This window comes from Pseudomonadota bacterium, from assembly GCA_016711215.1.
GTDB lineage: Bacteria > Myxococcota_A > Polyangia.
Genome location: JADJTL010000001.1, coordinates 430,001 through 446,186 on the forward strand (window position 1 = coordinate 430,001; position 16,186 = coordinate 446,186).

Genomic DNA, 16,186 nt, shown 5'->3' on the forward strand with positions numbered 1-16,186 from the left:
AACACAGGACTCTGCTAAGCCGCAAGGCGATGTATAGGGTCTGACGCCTGCCCGGTGCTGGAAGGTTAAGGGGAGCTGTTAGTTCCTTCGGGAACGAAGCTGCGAACCGAAGCCCCAGTAAACGGCGGCCGTAACTATAACGGTCCTAAGGTAGCGAAATTCCTTGTCGGGTAAGTTCCGACCTGCACGAATGGCGTAACGACTTCCCCGCTGTCTCAGCCAGAGACTCAGCGAAATTGACATGGGGGTGAAGATGCCCTCTACCCGCGGCAGGACGGAAAGACCCCGTGAACCTTTACTACAACTTGGCACTGATTTTCGGGTTAATCTGTGTAGGATAGGTGGGAGGCTTTGAGACCGGGACGCTAGTTTCGGTGGAGCCAACGTTGAAATACCACCCTGATTGATCTGGACATCTAACCCAGGCCCGTTATCCGGGTCGGGAACAATGCCTGGTGGGTAGTTTGACTGGGGCGGTCACCTCCGAAACAGTAACGGAGGTGCGCGAAGGTCCTCTCAGCCTGATTGGAAACCAGGCGCAGAGTGCAATGGCATAAGAGGGCTTGACTGCGAGACTTACTAGTCGAGCAGGTGGGAAACCAGGTCATAGTGATCCGGTGGTTCCGTATGGAAGGGCCATCGCTCAACGGATAAAAGGTACTCCGGGGATAACAGGCTGATCTCGCCCAAGAGTTCACATCGACGGCGAGGTTTGGCACCTCGATGTCGGCTCATCGCATCCTGGGGCTGAAGTAGGTCCCAAGGGTTTGGCTGTTCGCCAATTAAAGCGGTACGCGAGCTGGGTTCAGAACGTCGCAAGACAGTTCGGTCCCTATCTGCCGTGGGCGCAGGATTGTTGAGGAGATCTGTCCTTAGTACGAGAGGACCGGGATGGACCGACCTCTAGTGTTCCGGTTGTTCTGCCAAGAGCATTGCCGGGTAGCTATGTCGGGAAGGGATAACCGCTGAAAGCATCTAAGCGGGAAGCCCACTCCAAGATAAGCAATCCCTTGACCTTCGGGTCGCTAAAGGCCACTGGAAGACCACCAGTTTGATAGGCTGGGTGTGGAAGTGCAGTAATGCATGGAGCTAACCAGTACTAATCGGCCGTGAGGCTTGACCATTATCTCTTCATCGTAGGCAACGACACGTTGGCTACGGGATGGAGGTCAGACCCGTGCCCATTACTCGATTCGTGCCTGTTCGAAGGGTCACATGTCGCAGTCGATAGGGGCGCCCGCGCTGGGCGTCGCGAGACTGGGGGAGAGTGACCGATAGGAGTGCTTGGGCTTCAGGTTTTCCGGTGGCTTTAGCGGAGGGGTCACACCCGATTTCCATCTCGAACTCGGTAGTTAAGCCCTCCAGCGCCGATGGTACTGCACGGGCGACTGTGTGGGAGAGTAGGTCGCTGCCGGAGATTAATCGGGACCCCGATCCAGAAGTGGATCGGGGTCTTTTTTTTGGTCTATCGTCCGAGGTCGTCGCGATTCCGAGGGCTTGACAGGCGTGGGAGACGGACGGCATCGTTGACCTTGCTCACTGGGGTGGTTTGCGTGACGCGACGAGGCGGGCCGGCGCGTGAAGCCTAGACTGCCGGAGCAGAACGTACGATGAGCACGGGGTCGGAAGAGTCGACGCGGGTTGGAGCGGGCTGGCTGAAGGCGCTGCTGCGGCCTGTTGCGAAGGGCCTAATCTATCGCGCCCTGACGCCGGCGGGGCCGCTGCGCATCGCCTACAACGGCCTGTACCACGCTGGGTTCCTCGGTCGCGAGCTGCACGAGTGGGCACGGCGTTCGCTTTTGGCGACGCCGATGTTTCTCAGCCAGTGTGCGGCCTACGGCAGCGACATCGCCGTGGAGCGGATGCCCTACCTCAGCGGGCCCTGCCGGATTGAGCTCGGTAGTCGGATCCGCTTCGGGGGGCAGGTCGATATACTTGCGGCGCCGACCGGAGCGCCGCTGCTCAAGATCCACGACGGCGTCTATTTGGGGCACATTGTGAGCTTCGCCCTGGCGCGGCGGATCGAGATCGGGCGCTACGTGAGTATCGGCGGCCATTCGCATATCTCGGATACCGAGGGGCACGCGCAGTACAACCCCGGACGCCCGATCTGGGAGGTCGGTGCCGGCGATGAAGACGTCGCCGAGGTGGTGATCGAGGACAACGTTCAGATTGGACACGGCTGTCAGATCCTCAAGGGGGTGCGCATTGGCGCACGATCGGTGATCGGCGCTGGCAGCGTGGTGAGGACGAGTATTCCGCCCGATAGTGTCGTGATGGGAAACCCGGCGCGGGTGGTCAGGCGTCTGCAGCCGGCGCCGTCAGCGGGCGACTCCCCCTAGGTGTCCCGGTTCCAGCACTAGCGCCGGTCGCGGTCGCGCGCCATGCTCAGAGGGCGCGATCGCTGGGGCGTCCCCGGAGGCGGGACGGCCGGGGCTTCCGGGGCGGGGTTCGGTCAAGGGCCCGAGGCGCGGGGCAGACCGCCCCCAAGGCGGAGAATGATGCGAGGGCAATCCGGGTGGGCGTCATTGCCATTGGTGCTGGTGCTCGCGAGCCATGGGGCGGCGGCGCGGGCGGCGGAACGGGCGGCGCCGCGCGTGCTCTACGTCGATGACGACAACGGCACCGGCCAAGAGACCGGCACGGCGGCACGGCCCTACAGGCGGATTGGCGCGGCCGTCGCTGCGGCGACGACTGGCGATACGGTTCGGGTAGCTGCAGGCGTCTACAGGGAGAATGTCGCGGTCGCTGGGAAGGTGGTGTTGCTGCTCGGCGGCTTCGCCGGCGGCACCGCGGCCAGCTACAAGTCAGGGAGCGCCGGGGACTTCTCGGCGCGCAACGCCCAGGTCAACGTCACGCGCATCGACGGGTCGGGTGCGGCGAGGGCGGCGGTGACGCTCAGCGAGGCGGGGGCGAGCGTGCTCGAGGGGTTCGTGATCTCGGGCGGGCGCGGCTGGACCTCGGGGGAGTATTCCTACGGGGGAGGCGTCTACGTCGACGGCGGCGCGCCGACGCTGCGCGACAACCTCGTCGAGCGTAATGGGGCAAGAACCGCCGGCGGTGGCATCCATCTGACGAATACGCGCGCGGTCGTGTCGGATAACGTTGTTCGCAACAATCAGTCGGCCGAGACGGGCGGCGGCGTCTCGATCGATGGTGGCAACGTGACCCTGCGGGGCAACGTGATTCGCGAGAACGTGGGTCTGGGCGACCACGGTGGCGGGCTGATCGCCTCGGGCCCCAACCTCGAGATCATCGGCAACCACTTCCTCAAGAATGAGGTCGGGCGCAGCGCCGGTTACGGCTGGGGTGGGGGGGTGATCGTTCATTCCGCGGGGACGACGGCGCATCTCGCCGGCAACGTCGTCAGCGAGAACTACGCGCCATCCGCGGGCAGCGGCGAATTCATCGACGACGGGGCCGAGGCGCTGATCGAGAACGAGCTGATCTATCGCAACCGTTGCCCGACGGACGGTGGCGCGGCGATCTATGTCGATGGCCTGGACGAGGCGTCGAAGGGATCGCGCGTCACGATCGTCCACGTGACGGTCGCGGACCACCGCTGCAACCTCAAGCTCGGTGATGGCCTGTACGTCGAGCATCGCTCTAGCGTCGTCGTCCGCGACTCGATCTTCGCCGGCCAGGGAAAGGACTTCTTCGTCGACGCGTCGTCGACGCTGGAGATCAGCAGCACCCGGAGCTCTGCGCCGCAGAGGGGTAGCGGCAATACCAGCGCGGATTGCGCCTTCGCTGACGCCGCTGGCGGTGATTACCATCTGCGATCGAAGCGCGGACGCTGGCAGCAGGCAGCAGGCAAGGCCGGAGCCTGGGTGCGGGACGCGCAGCAGAGCGCGTGCATCGACGCCGCGGCGGCAGCCTCGCCCTTTGGGCGCGAGCCGGCGCCGAACGGCGGGCGCGCCAATCTGGGCGCGATGGGCAACACCGAGCAGGCGAGCCTGAGCGACGACGGCTCAACGGCCGACGCCGACGGCTCCGTGGGGGCGCTGCGCGACGGCGGCAGCGGGCCGGGCGGTTTATGGGGTGATGCCCGTGAGGATGCCCGTGTGACGCACGACGCCGGGGAAGCTCCCAGATCCGACGAGCCGAGGGCGTCGCGCCGAGGCTGCGCGATCGGCCCCGGCGGCGGCTCGGCTGGTGCTGGGGCCGGCGACGACGCGACGATCGATAGCGCGTGGATCGCGGTCGCAGGCTTGGCGCTGGCGGGACGACGTCAGCAGCGCCGCGGTCTGCAACCCACTCGCCCGAGCACCTCACGATAGATGCTCTCGGCCAGGCGCCGTTCGTCGCCGAGGGCCAGCGCATAGCGCTGACCGGCGGCGGCGATCGCCTCGCGGTAGGCGTCGTCGGTCGCGACCCGCACGATCGCTCGTCGCAGCGCTGTCGGGTCGACTGGTGGCACGATCACTGCCGTCTTTGCGTTGAGCAGGCCGCGGGTCGCGGGGCTCTCGGTGATCACCACACACTTCCCGAGCGCCATCGCCACGAGGTAGGTGCCGATCCCCGAGGGCGAGAGCATGCCGCGCTCGATCGGCAGCACGACCGCCCGGGCGTTGGCGATCCAGCGCAGCCATGAGGCCGAGCTCCCGTCATCGTGGATCGCCTCGACGTTCGCGGGAAGGCGCACCGAATCGGGCGCGAAGGTGGTGCCGTGGCGCAGCGCGGTGGGACCGAGGGGCGCCAGAATGACCGTGCGGAAGGGCAGGCCGTCGACCGCTTGGCAGAGCGTCGCGTAGTCGCGGTTCGATCGGCCGCAGGCGAGGAAGTAGCCCTCATCGCCCGTCGCTGTGCGGCGCAGGGCCTCGAGGTCGTTGACCTTGAAGGGCACGTAGCAGACGCGCTCCGGCGGGATGCCGAAGAGCGCGCAGAGCTCGGCGGTCTCCTTGAAGTAGAAGATGAAGAGATCGACCGCGGCGAGCAGGCTGCGAATCGCTGGATGGCGCAGCCGGGCCTTGAGGTTGAGGGGGCGTCGCAAGATCAGGTCCACGGCGACGAGGTAGGGGTTTACGCCCGGAAGGCTGCGCTTGGCGGCGGCGGCGAGCAGGAGCTGCCGCGGGGCGACATTGACGACGACCACGTCTGCCTGTCGCAGGGCGGCGAGATCACGGAGCAGCCCGCCGGGTCGACCGTCCGAGAGCGACTGCGTGACGATGGGCCGCCCCTGATCGAGCCTGCCGTGGAACCAGCTCGTGTTGCTCAGTAGGCGAAGCGCTGGCATCGCATCAACCCCGGGGCGCCGTCTCGACCGAGCGCTCGTTAGGGGGCTCGATGGGGGCGTCGATGGGGGCGTCGATGGGGGCGTCGATGGGTGGCGTTGTCGCACCGCGGTGTGTGGTCCAGTCGAGCTGACTCGTCAAGAAGCGCCAGAGTCCCGCGATGGCCGCGGCGTTGAGCACGACAAAGGTGTGGCAGAGGCGGGTGAGCCGTCCGCCGCTGGAGCGGCGCCACTGCGCCCACGTCGCCAGAGCGTAGATCGCGAGCTGCGCGAGCAGCGTCAGCGCATACCATGCGCGACCTCCGCCGCTCGAGCCGAGCATCGCCGTGTTGGTGAGCAGGAGCAGCAGCAGGGCGAAGGGGCAGACCAGGCGCAAGAGCTTGTGGGAGAGCAACTGAAAGAGCAGACGATTGCGTCGCGGGTTGAGCAGCCCCGGGAGCTGCCACAGCAACTGGTAGTTTCCGGCGAGCGTGCGCGCCTTGCGCGCGAACTCCCCGGCCAGGGGCGCCTCGTCATCGCTGACCTGGGCCGCTGGCTCGAGCACGACGCGATAGCCGCGAAGGGCGATCTGCAGCGGCGTGAAGACATCATCGAGCAGGCAGCTCGCGGGCAGTCGGCGAAAGAGCGCACGGCGGATGCCGTAGAAGGCCCCGGTGGCGCCGACCGTCGAGTCCACTGCGCTTTCCGCGCGCCGCAAGGCGCGTTCATAGCGCCAGTAGAGCCCCGGGCCCTGCGTGCTGGGCAGGGCGAGGTCGCCGCTGACCGCCCCGACGCGCGGATCGGCAAAAGCCAACAGGAGCGCACGCAGCGCGGGTGCGGCGAGGCGCTGGCGGACATCGCAGAAGACGACGATCTCGCCCCGCGCGCGGGCGACGCCCTGGTTGAGCGCCGACGGCTTTCCCTCCCGTGCGGCGAGCGCGGTCAGCAGCACACCGCGGTCAGCGTAAGCGGCGGCGATTGCGGCGGTCGCGTCAGTCGAGCCGTCGCTGACCACGATCAGCTCGCGCTTGTCGACCGGATAGTCGAGGGCCAGCAGGTTCTCGAGCTTGGTGGCGAGCTGGCGCTCTTCGTTATAGGCGGCGAGCACGATCGAGACCGAGGGCTGGTAGGGACCTCTGCGTGGCGGTCGTGGTCGCAGTCGCGCCCAAAGGAGCAGGAGCGCGGGGTAGCCAACGTAGGTGTAGCCGACCAGCAGCAGCGCTGCCCAGTAGACCAGACCGCAGACGATGAAGGGGAGGTCGGGAAACACCTGCCTGTCACACGCCCTCAGCGCCGAGCGACCGCCACAGGCGCTGATAGATCGCCAGCAGCTTGCCTGACTCCAGCTCCCAGTTGTAGCGCTCTTGGACGAAGCGCTGGCCATTGACGCCGAGACTGCAGGCCTCGACCGGATGCTCGGCGATCCAGGCCAAGGCCTCGGCGATGGCCTCGGGCCGCTGCGGATCGACGAAGAGCGCGCAGTCGACGCCCTCGACGTACGAGCGCCAGATCGGGAAGTCGCTGGCGACGACAGGTTTCGCGAAGAGCCCGGCCTCGAAGAACTTGTTGATGTTGACGCGCTCGTTGTCGCCCCAGGGAAGGAAGGTCGCGAGACAAGCGTCGGCCGCGAGGATGTGCGCGTAGGCCTGGGCCTGGCTCGGCAAGAAGCCGAGGTAGTCGACGTAGCGCCAGCCAGCGAGGGCCCGGGCGCGCGGGATCAGATCGTCGCTCGCCGCGCGGCCGATCAGCCAGAGGCGCGCGGCATGGCGCTGGTTCAAGCGCTCCATCGCCTCGACCATCTGAAACAGGCCGCGGTCCTCCTTGATCAAGCCGACGTAGCAGACCCGCAGGAACGCCTCCTTGGTGGCAGCCTCCGCCAGCCGCCGCGCCTCCGCGACCAAGGGTCCCGTCGTGATCGGGGGATTCTCGATCAGCGTGGTGCGTGGTCCGAAATGCACGACCTGGGCTGCCTGCGTCACGATGAAGTCATCGAAGACGCGGGCCGCGAGCCGCTCCAAGGCGTCCACCGCGAGCGCCAGCGGGCGGCGTGCAAGACGCGGCAGCCACTCCTTGTCGAGGAGCAGCAGCCGGTAGTTCTCGTGGGTATCGTAAACGACGCGCCGCCCCAGCAGCTTGAGCGCGAAGCCGATCGGTAGCGTGTCGGGGTTGTGCAGGTGGACGATCGGCGCGCCCGTTTGCAGCACGCGCCAGAGGATCCATGGCTGCAGGGGAAAGCGCTGCCAGCGATGGCGGTATTGGAGCGGCAGGACCTCCACGCCATCCTCGGTGAGAGCCTCGTCCGCGCGCGCGATGAGCTGCACGCGAAACCCAGCGCGTGCCAGCGACTTGGCCTCTTTGCGGAAGACGCGGATGTCATCGTAGGGATGAACGGGAGCGAGGACGCAGACGCTCTTCGGTGGATTGCGCACGCTGGCCTCCCGCCAGCAAGAGTATGCCTTGTGGCTGGCGGCGGCGACAAGGCGAGCCCCAAGCATCGAGGCCCAAGCGGCGAAGCTTCGCGCGGGCCTGGCCGTCGCCTACCTTCGCTGGCGAAATGCGCCTATGCTGGCCGCGTGAGCGATTGCAGCCTCAGCGTGGCTCAGGTGCTTTGTTCCGCCTCGTTCGCGGGGGCCGAGGCCGTCGCGTGCTCGTTGGCGCGGGCGCTGCGCGGGCGCGTCGGGCGATCGCTGATCTACCTGATCTTGGAGCTGCGGGCGGGGGCCGCCGCTTGTGCGGCGCTCGAGGCCCGGGTGCGCGGCTTCGGCGTCGAAGTGCGTTGCTTCACGACCGCAAGCCGGTGGTCCTGGCGCCTGTTGCGCCAGCTCGCCGCGGCGCTCGCCGCCGATCGCATCGATGTGGTGCACAGCCATTCCTACAAGGCTGCGGTCTTGATGCCCCTCTTGCGCTCGGTGCAGCGCGACCGGCCGCGGGCGCTCGTCTTTACGCTCCACGGCGTCGATCTCCCGCCCTCCGTAGGGCGCCTCTTCGTCGGTAGCCTGACCGCGGGCGGAGCGTTGTTCGCCGATAGGGTGCTCGCTTGCAGCCGCCCGCTCGAACGAAGTTACCGGCGCTGGCCCCTGCTCCAGGGCAAGACGCTGCTCGTGCCCAACGGGCTGCGCCCCGAGTGGCCGATGCCGCTGGAAACGCTGAGCCGCAACCGAGCGGCCTGGCGCGCAGCGCTGGCCGCCCGCTTTGGTCTCGACGAGCGCGCCTGCTGGATCGCGATCGTCGGTCGCTTGGTGGCCGTCAAGAACCACGCTTTGCTGCTACGGGCGCTGGCTGCGCTCGAGGGGCGCCTCGATTGGGCGACGCCGGTGGCGCTGCTCGTGGTGGGGGCTGGCCCGCTGCGTGACGAGCTTGCCGCGGAGGCGCGTCGCCTCGGGATCGATCGCCGGGTGGCCTTCAGCGGTCAAGTCGACGAGATGGAGGCGGTCTACGGCGGCAGCGACGTGCTGGCGCTGGTCTCACGCGATGAAGGGACCCCGATGGCGATCGCGGAGGCGATGGCCTTCGCGCGTCCGGTGGTGGCGACGCGCGTGGGTGGGATCGTCGACCAGGTGGTGGACGGCGAGACGGCGCTGCTGGTGGATGGCGGTGACGCTGCCGGCCTGACGACGCAGCTCGAGCGACTGGTGAGGGATGCGGACCTGCGCGCCCGGCTGGGGCAGGCGGGGTGGCGGCGAGCAATCGCGGCCTTCTCGGCCGCGCATTGGGCGGAGCGGCATCTGAGCGTCTACCGTTCAGCGCTGGGGATCGCCGATGCTTGAAGGCGATCCCGCCGCGAGCGGTGGGCTGGGCGGCTCCGCGACGTCGGCCGGGGCGCAGTCCATCGTTCATGTGCTCCAGTGGCTCGAGCTCGGTGGCGGTGAGTCTGTGGCGCTCGACCTCGCCCGCTGCCAGCGGGCGAGCGGCCATCGCGTCGGCGTGGTCGCGTTCGCCGGCGGGCCCTTGGCGAGCGAGTTCGAGCGGAGCGCGATCGAGCTCCAGCTGTTCGACAAGCGCCGGGGCTTCGATCCGCGCCTGCTGCTGCGGCTGGGCGCCTTCTTCGCCGGCGCGCGGCCGGACGTCGTCCACACGCATGACCCGCAGTCGCTGATCTACGCGGCGCCGGCGGCGCGCTGCGCGGGGGCGCGGGTGATCCATACCAAGCATGGCGATACGGTGGAGAGCTTGCGGCGGCTTGCCTTGCAGCGGCTGGCCGCGAACGCGCTCCATCGCTTCGTCGCGGTCTCGGCAAGCACGGCCGCCACCGCCCGCCGCCGCCACGAGGTCGCGCCCGAGAAGCTGCTCGTCGTCCCCAATGGCATCGACACCCGGCGCTATGGTCCGGCCAAGGTGGACCGCGCGAGCGCGCGGCGTGAGCTCGGCCTCCCGGCCGAGGGCTGCCTGGTTGTGGCCGTGGGCCGCCTCGAGCCCGAGAAGGATCCCGAGCTGCTCTTGCGCGCGGCGGCGCCGCTGCTCGGAGCCCGCTTGCGCTTGGTGTGGATCGGCGGGGGAGCGCTGGAGCAGCCGCTGCGGACGTTGGCCGCCGCGCTCTCGCCTGAGGGGCGGCTGCAGCTCGTGGGATGGCGGCGCGACGTGGCGCTTTGGTTGGCGGCGGGGGATATCTTCGCGCTCTCGTCGCGTACGGAAGGGCTGCCGCTGGCGCTGCTCGAGGCCATGGCGACTGGCCTTCCGGTGGTGGCGACCCGCGTGGGGGGCGTGGCGTCGGCGGTGGAGGCCGGGCGGACCGGGCTGCTCGTCAGCGCCGGTGATGAGCTCGGGCTGCGGCGCGCGCTGGCGCAGCTCGTCGATGATCCCGAGGCTGCACGAGGGATGGGCGCGGCCGGGCGCGCGACCGTCGTGGCGCGGTACTCGCTCGCCGCGATGGCCGAGGCCTACGCGGCGGTCTATCGCGCCTGAGCGCTGGGGTCAGCGCCCGGGGAGGCGCTCGCTGAGCGTGCCGAGCTCATCGGCGGCGAAGCTCGGCACGTGACCGAGCGGCTCGAGCCCCAGGCGGCGGATATCTTCCTCGCCGTAGACGCGAGCATCGAAGGCGGCCACGGCCAGGCCGACCACCGGCAGCAAGAAGAGGAAGCAGAAGACGCCGATCAGCGCCAGGCGGGCATTTCGTGGCAGCTCGTCCTCCGCGCTGCGACTCCAGTCGACCAGATCGAAGTGCAGCAGCATCCCGCGCCGCTCGAGGCGCGTGCGCAGGTCGCCGACGCTAGAATCATCACGCAGCCGTTCGAGACGCATGTCCGCGCGGGCGATCGCCTGGTCGAGCTGCGCCAGGGCGATGCGCCGCGCTCCGCTGCCTGCACTGTCGCCTTGTGTCAGCTCGTACTGGACGGCCGCGCGTTGGTGGCGCAAGGCGTCGAGCTTGGCCGCCGCGCGCCGCTCGGCCAGGGCCGAGGTGCGGTCGAGCTGCTCTGCAATCTCGGCGCGAGCCTGCGCCTCGTGGGCGACGATGATCGTGCCGAGCGCGCGCACGACCTTTTCGGCCTGACCAATATCGAAGTAGCTGAAGGTGATGCGGAGGCGGGCCGAGCGCGGGGCGCTGGTGTCGAGGTCCTCCTTGAGGAAGTAATTCTGAAAGACCTCGACGACGAGCTCGTCGCGCAGCGCGTCGACGGCGCGGTGCACGCTGAGCTGCTGCAGCTCCGGAAAGAGCCCGAACTGCTCGACGACCTGTCGGCAGCGGCCTCGGGTGAAGATGCCGTCGCTCACGTAGTCGCGCAGGCGCCGCTTGGTGACCGGGCGTGCTTCGCCCTCGGGTCCCTGCGTATGCTCGATGACGCGGTAGGTCAGGCTCGCCTGGTAGCGGCCGCGCTCGAGAGCCTGGCGGACGACGGCACCGCCGGTCGCGCCAATCGAGAGCAGCACGATCGTCCAGGGGCGCAGGACCGCCCTGCGGCGCAGGCGCCGCAGCTCGAAGCCGAGGGCGCGGAGGCCGCGTTCCTGGTCGCGCCAGCTCGCCGCGTTCATCGATCGTGCCTCCGAGGCGGATGTCCAGCAGCGCGCAGCCCCGGGTCGCAGCTTGACAAAGCCCGTTGGCGCCGGCATCGTTTCACGGTCAGTCTGGGGCTCTATCCTAGGGTAAGGCAAGGTGTTTTCCGTTGTGGCTGACCGCGGCGGCGCTTGCCTCGCGGGTCTGGCGCAGGACGGGGAGATCACGTGACCGAGCTAGCGATCCTGAAAACGGTGCAGCGCCCCAGGCGCGGCAGGCCAGTGCCCTTCTGGGCGGCGCTTGTCTGCGTGTGCCTTGGTCTGGGCTGTTCGACGCCGCAGCGCCGCTACAACTACCAGCGCGAGCCCGATCCTCGGCGAGGCGAGTTCGTGCTCGGTCCGGCGGACGAGCTGCGCATTACTGTCTGGCGCAATCCGGAGCTCTCCAGCGACGCGACTGTGCGGCCCGACGGCACCGTGACGATGCCGCTGATCGGGGACATGCCGGCGGCGGGCTTGACGGCTCGCGCGCTGCGCCAGGAAATCGCCCAGCGCCTGCGGGCCTACGTCAAGGACGGTGCGGTGGTGTCGGTGGCGCTGATGCGCGTCAACAGCTATCGCTTTACCGTGGCGGGCAAGGTGAGTCGCGTCGGCATGTACTCCGCCCGGCATTACGTCACGGCGTCGGAGGCGATCGCGATGGCGGGCGGGCCGACGCGCTTCGCTGCGGCGGAGCAAACGCTGATCTTGCGCCGCGACGACCATGGGCATGTCCGCCGCGTCCCCGTCGATTACCCGGCGATCGCCGCGGGCCGCGCCCCCTTGCAGGATCTGGTGATCCTGCCCGGCGACACGCTCTACGTGCCCTAGCAGCGACCTGCGCTCCGCCTGGCGGCCTCGGCCGAGCAGAGCACCCCGCGCTGAGGTTCAGCCTGAGCTGTCGTCGCCGCTCCGATGGTCGCGGGCCCAGGCGACGAGGTTCGTCTTGCTGATCTTGTTCGAGGCCGTCTTCGGCAGCGACGACAGGAACGTGACGTACTTCGGCACCATGAAGGGCTCGACGCGCTGGGCGCAGTGCCGAATGACCTGCTGCGGGGTGTAGGCGGTCTCCTTGGCCAGCACCAGGTAGGCCTGAATCGCCTGGCCGTAGACCTCGTCGGGCACTCCGATGGCTGCGGCCTCGCGCACGCCGGGCAGCGCATAGAGCACATGCTCGACTTCCTGCGGGCTGACCTTCTCGCCGCGGCATTTGATCATGTCATCGCGCCGACCGACGAAATAGAGGTATCCGGCCTGATCCATCCGGAAGTAGTCGCCCGTGTAGAGGTGCATTTCGCCGGGGATGTCGCCGGGCTTGAGCCGCTCGGCGCTGGCGGCTGGCTTTTCCCAGTAGCCGCGCATCACCTGGGGGCCACGGACGACCAGCTCGCCCACCGTTCCGGGCGGCAGGCGCTGGCCGGCGTCGTCGACGATCATCACCTCCATGTTGGGCATCGCCTGGCCGACCGATGCGCGCCGTGCGTCGAGCTGCTCCGGGGGTAAATAGGCCACGCGTTTGCACTCTGTGAGGCCGTACATCGAGAAGATCCGAGCGTTAGGGCAAAGGCGCTGCAGTAGCTCGACGTGGGTCGGCGAGAGGGCGGCGGCGGTATTGGTGGCGTAGCGCACGCCCGGCAGCGTCAGCCCCGCCTCGATCATCGGTCGGAGCAGAGAGACGATGGTTGGCACCACCGGCAAGCCGGTCACGCCCTGCGCTTCGATGCGCTGCAGCACTTGGGCCGGGTAGTTGAAAGAACGTTCCAGCACGAGGGTGCCGGCAAACTGCGCCACCATCAGCCATTGGTAGAGCCCATAGTCGAAGGACATCGGCAGCACGTTGATCACCACATCCTCGGCGACGTTACCGAGATAGGTGGTGATCGACTCGGTCGCCGAGACCATATTGTGATGGGTCAGCATCACGCCCTTCGGGTCGCCCGTGGTGCCCGAGGTGTAGATGATCGCGGCCAGATCGTAGGGGATCGTGGGACAGGGGGGCGGGCAGGTCTCGGCCGCCGCCAGGACCGCGCTGAAGCGGTGTAGTGCGGTCGTCGCAGCCCCATCAGCGGCTGGGCCCGCAGGCAGGGGCTTGGCGTCGTCCTGGACGATCAAGGCGTGGCGTAGGTGGGCGGCCTCGGCGAAGGCCGGCGTGTAGCTGCGCGCGAGCAGCGCGTCTGCGATGATCGCCGTTGCCCGGCTGTCGTTGAGCAGATAGGCGAGCTTGTCGCGCTTGGTCTGAGGGTTGACGGGGGAGAAGACAGCGCCGGCCTTGAGGATACCGAAGACCGCCAGACAGCTCTCGACGGAGTTGTCGAGGTAGACCAGCACACGATCGCCGCGTGCCACGCCGACGCGATGCAATGCTTGTGCGAGTCGTGTGCTCTGCTCGTCGATCGCCGCCCAGCTCAGCCGCCGCTCGCCGCAGATCAACGCGGTCTTCTCTGGGGCGAGGCGTGCCGCACGCTCCAGGTACTCGTGCAGCAGGGTGACCTGGCCGACCCTCACTGGCCGCCCCTCATTGGTCGACCCTCACTGGCCGCCCAGCTTGCGTTCGACGTAGGCCACGAGCCGGTCGATGGTGTCGAAGTTCTCGGGCAGCGCCTCCTCGTTCTCGACCTGCAGCGCGAAGCGCTCTTCGAGGAAGAGGATCAGCTCCATCATGCGCGCGGAGTCGACGATCTGGGCGCGCTCGAGGGAGGTGTCATCCGCGAGTTGCTCCGGCGCGGCGCCGTCGAGGAACTGCTCGATGACGAAGCTGCGGAGGGTTTGACGCACATCATTCATTGGGGCACATCGCCAGGGTGAACAGGCCGCAACGAGCGGCGCTGAGTGGCGGCAGTATCGAGGCAAAGAGGGCCGTATTTCAACCGCTGGCTGCGCGGGTGGCGCCCGTCCCCGCCCGCGGCCACGGGCTGGCGAGCGGGCGCAAAGGTCCGCTGCTCCGGCAGTCTCGGCTGGTGTATGGTGCGCACGCAGCGACGGGGGTGGCGCGCGATGCAGGGGACGACGCGAGCGACGATGCAGCAAGCGACGCAGGCAGCGAGGGAGAGCGAGGCCGAGACGGAGCCGCAGGAAGCCGATCTGCGCGCGGTGGCGGAGGTCGCCGAGGCGCGCGCTCAGATCATGGGCGAGCTGGATCGGCGCATCGTCGGCCAGCGCGAGGTCATCGACCAGCTCCTGATCGCGCTCCTGGCCCGCGGTCACTGCCTCCTCGTGGGCGTCCCAGGGTTGGCCAAGACCCTGCTGATTTCGAGCCTCGCCGAGCTCCTCAACCTGAGCTTCTCACGCATCCAGTTCACGCCAGACCTGATGCCCTCCGATATCACGGGCACCGACGTATTGCAGGAGGACCAGCGTAGCGGCGAGCGGTCGTTTCGCTTCATCCGTGGTCCGGTGTTCGCCAACCTGGTGCTTGCCGATGAGATCAACCGCACGCCGCCCAAGACCCAGGCCGCGCTGCTGCAGGCGATGCAGGAGTACCGCGTGAGCGCGGGTGGCGCGACGCATGAGCTGGCGCTGCCCTTCCTCGTGCTGGCGACACAGAACCCGATCGAGCACGAGGGGACCTATCCCTTGCCGGAGGCGCAGCTCGACCGCTTCATGTTCCAGCTCGACCTGACCTATCCCAACGAGGACGAGGAGGTGATGATTGTCGGGCGCACCACCAGCGCGCACCATGCGCCGCTGGCCAAGGTCCTCAGCCCCGAGCACCTCCGCGCGCTGCAGGAGCTCGTCCTGCGCGTGCCGGCGGCGGATCACGTGCTGCGCTACGCCGTGCGCCTCTGCCGCGCGACGCGGCCGACGGCGGATGCCGCCTCGTCGCTGGTGCGTGAATACCTGGCGTGGGGTGCCGGGCCGCGCGCCGCGCAGCACCTGGTGCTCGCGGCCAAGGCGAAGGCCTTGCTCGACGGGCGCTACGCCGTACGCACCTCAGATGTCCAGGGCTTGAGTCGGCCGGCGCTGCAGCATCGGCTGGTGCGAAACTTCCACGCCGAGGCCGACGGCGTCAGCACGGCGCAGATCATCGACGACCTGCTGCGCCGCGTGCCCGAATGACCTCCGCGCCGGGCGGCGCTGCGGCGACGCCTGCGGCGACGCCTGCGGCAGAGGTCGCCGCAGCGGCCCTCGATCGCCAGCTCGACGCCGCTACCTTGGCGCGGCTGGCCAGCCTGCGGCTGCGCGTGCGACGCGTGGTGGACGGCGCGCTCGCGGGCCTCCACCGGTCGCGCCATCACGGCGCCAGCGTCGAGTTCGCCGAGCATAAGGAGTACGCCCCCGGGGACGATCTGCGACGCCTCGACTGGAAGGCGCTCGGTAAGTTCGATCGTTATTACGTGCGGGAGTATGAGGACGAGACCGAGCTGCGCGCCTACTTGCTCGTCGATTGCAGCGGTTCGATGGGCTACGGCCAGCCGCTGACCAAGCTGCAGTACGCGGCCGTGCTTGCCGGCGCGCTGGCGTACTTGCTCAGTCGGCAGCGCGACAGCCCGGCGCTCGTGGCCTTCGCCGACGATGTGGTCAGCTATGTGCCGCCGCGGGGGCGGGCGACGCAGCTCGCCGTGCTGCTGCGCACGCTGGAAGCGCTGCGTCCGGCTGGGGCCACCGACGTCGGACGTGCGATCGAACGCCTGGTCGAGCTCTGCGGGCGGCGGGCCGTGGTCACGGTGATCTCCGACATGTTCGACCCCAGCGGTCGGGGGCTGCCCTTGCTCCAGCGCCTGCGTGCGCGTGGGCACCAGGTCGTGCTCTTTCATCTGCTGCACGAGGACGAGCTGACGCTGCCTTTCTCACAGCTGACCTGCTTCGAGTCGATGGAGGAGACGCGGCACGTGCTCGTCGACCCAGCGGGCGTGCGCCAGGCCTATCTTCGAGAGCTTGAGCGCTTCTGCGAGCAGGTGCGCGGCGCTTGCCGCGAGGCTCAGGTGGCCTACCGGCGTGTCAGCACGGCCGACCGGCTCGATCGCGTGCTGGCGGAAGTGTTGCGCGGCCGGCTGGCCGCCTGAACGG

At 68.4% G+C, this 16,186-nt stretch carries 13 protein-coding genes and 2 rRNA genes (1 of these 15 only partly in view); 9 read left to right on the forward strand and 6 right to left on the reverse strand.

Translation table 11 applies throughout. The features are described 5' to 3' along the window. The 4 genes from IPL40_01725 to IPL40_01740 form a co-directional block, all read left to right on the forward strand. A 23S ribosomal RNA gene (locus IPL40_01725) occupies positions 1-1,124 on the forward strand (it extends 1,913 nt beyond the left edge of the window). Between the two features lie 175 nt (positions 1,125-1,299). Continuing rightward, a 5S ribosomal RNA gene (rrf, locus tag IPL40_01730) occupies positions 1,300-1,417 on the forward strand. 193 nt (positions 1,418-1,610) lie between these two features. Beyond that, positions 1,611-2,342, forward strand: coding sequence for an acyltransferase (locus IPL40_01735; protein ID MBK8479886.1), 732 nt, complete (start codon positions 1,611-1,613; stop codon positions 2,340-2,342). Positions 2,343-2,501: 159 nt separating this feature from the next. After that, positions 2,502-4,280 carry a DUF1565 domain-containing protein gene (locus IPL40_01740; GenBank protein MBK8479887.1) on the forward strand — a complete coding sequence of 593 codons (1,779 nt, stop codon included), beginning with the start codon at positions 2,502-2,504 and terminating at the stop codon, positions 4,278-4,280. On the opposite strand, the gene IPL40_01745 is transcribed toward IPL40_01740, so the two are convergent. The 3 genes from IPL40_01745 to IPL40_01755 are packed head-to-tail and all read right to left on the reverse strand — an operon-like array spanning position 4,232 to position 7,641. Then, complete coding sequence (locus IPL40_01745) at positions 4,232-5,236, reverse strand: glycosyltransferase (protein MBK8479888.1); 1,005 nt, start codon at positions 5,234-5,236, stop codon at positions 4,232-4,234. The two genes, IPL40_01740 and IPL40_01745, sit on opposite strands and share 49 nt — an antisense overlap. Before the next feature lie 4 nt (positions 5,237-5,240). Continuing rightward, complete coding sequence (locus IPL40_01750) at positions 5,241-6,482, reverse strand: glycosyltransferase (protein MBK8479889.1); 1,242 nt, start codon at positions 6,480-6,482, stop codon at positions 5,241-5,243. A 7-nt stretch (positions 6,483-6,489) separates the two neighbouring features. Then, positions 6,490-7,641, reverse strand: a complete 1,152-nt coding sequence (locus IPL40_01755) for a glycosyltransferase (protein ID MBK8479890.1) — start codon at positions 7,639-7,641, stop codon at positions 6,490-6,492. A gap of 144 nt (positions 7,642-7,785) precedes the next feature. On the opposite strand from IPL40_01755, the gene IPL40_01760 reads away from it, so the two are divergent. Then, positions 7,786-8,979: a glycosyltransferase family 4 protein gene (locus IPL40_01760; GenBank protein MBK8479891.1), complete on the forward strand. Its 1,194-nt coding sequence runs from the start codon at positions 7,786-7,788 to the stop codon at positions 8,977-8,979. Beyond that, positions 8,972-10,114: a glycosyltransferase gene (locus tag IPL40_01765; protein MBK8479892.1), complete on the forward strand. Its 1,143-nt coding sequence runs from the start codon at positions 8,972-8,974 to the stop codon at positions 10,112-10,114. The genes IPL40_01760 and IPL40_01765 overlap by 8 nt, the downstream gene beginning before the upstream one ends. A 9-nt stretch (positions 10,115-10,123) precedes the next feature. Here IPL40_01765 and IPL40_01770 read toward each other — a convergent pair whose 3' ends face one another. Continuing rightward, on the reverse strand, positions 10,124-11,179 hold the full coding sequence (locus tag IPL40_01770; protein MBK8479893.1) for a hypothetical protein: 1,056 nt from the start codon (positions 11,177-11,179) through the stop codon (positions 10,124-10,126). Positions 11,180-11,368: 189 nt separating this feature from the next. Here IPL40_01770 and IPL40_01775 point away from each other — a divergent pair, with 189 nt between their 5' ends. Continuing rightward, complete coding sequence (locus IPL40_01775; GenBank protein ID MBK8479894.1) at positions 11,369-12,010, forward strand: polysaccharide biosynthesis/export family protein; 642 nt, start codon at positions 11,369-11,371, stop codon at positions 12,008-12,010. Between the two features lie 57 nt (positions 12,011-12,067). On the opposite strand, the gene IPL40_01780 is transcribed toward IPL40_01775, so the two are convergent. Next, entirely contained in the window at positions 12,068-13,663 is a 1,596-nt protein-coding gene (locus IPL40_01780) for an acyl--CoA ligase (GenBank protein MBK8479895.1), read from the reverse strand. 45 nt (positions 13,664-13,708) lie between these two features. Next, positions 13,709-13,963: an acyl carrier protein gene (locus IPL40_01785; protein MBK8479896.1), complete on the reverse strand. Its 255-nt coding sequence runs from the start codon at positions 13,961-13,963 to the stop codon at positions 13,709-13,711. A gap of 234 nt (positions 13,964-14,197) precedes the next feature. Here IPL40_01785 and IPL40_01790 point away from each other — a divergent pair, with 234 nt between their 5' ends. After that, a complete protein-coding gene (locus IPL40_01790) occupies positions 14,198-15,235 on the forward strand; it encodes a MoxR family ATPase (GenBank protein ID MBK8479897.1) in 1,038 nt (345 codons plus the stop codon). Then, complete coding sequence (locus tag IPL40_01795) at positions 15,232-16,182, forward strand: DUF58 domain-containing protein (protein MBK8479898.1); 951 nt, start codon at positions 15,232-15,234, stop codon at positions 16,180-16,182. Before IPL40_01790 ends, IPL40_01795 begins: the two co-directional genes overlap by 4 nt. The last annotated feature ends 4 nt before the right edge of the window (positions 16,183-16,186 follow it).

Bases quoted from the DNA above. Each gene is read 5' to 3' on its own strand.
- IPL40_01735 (MBK8479886.1), top strand. From the start codon at position 1,611: ATGAGCACGGGGTCGGAAGAGTCGACGCGGGTTGGAGCGGGCTGGCTG.
- IPL40_01790 (MBK8479897.1), top strand. From the start codon at position 14,198: ATGCAGCAAGCGACGCAGGCAGCGAGGGAGAGCGAGGCCGAGACGGAG.
- IPL40_01770 (MBK8479893.1), bottom strand. From the start codon at position 11,179: ATGAACGCGGCGAGCTGGCGCGACCAGGAACGCGGCCTCCGCGCCCTC.
- IPL40_01765 (MBK8479892.1), top strand. From the start codon at position 8,972: ATGCTTGAAGGCGATCCCGCCGCGAGCGGTGGGCTGGGCGGCTCCGCG.
- IPL40_01745 (MBK8479888.1), bottom strand. From the start codon at position 5,236: ATGCCAGCGCTTCGCCTACTGAGCAACACGAGCTGGTTCCACGGCAGG.
- IPL40_01740 (MBK8479887.1), top strand. From the start codon at position 2,502: ATGCGAGGGCAATCCGGGTGGGCGTCATTGCCATTGGTGCTGGTGCTC.
- IPL40_01795 (MBK8479898.1), top strand. From the start codon at position 15,232: ATGACCTCCGCGCCGGGCGGCGCTGCGGCGACGCCTGCGGCGACGCCT.
- IPL40_01785 (MBK8479896.1), bottom strand. From the start codon at position 13,963: ATGAATGATGTGCGTCAAACCCTCCGCAGCTTCGTCATCGAGCAGTTC.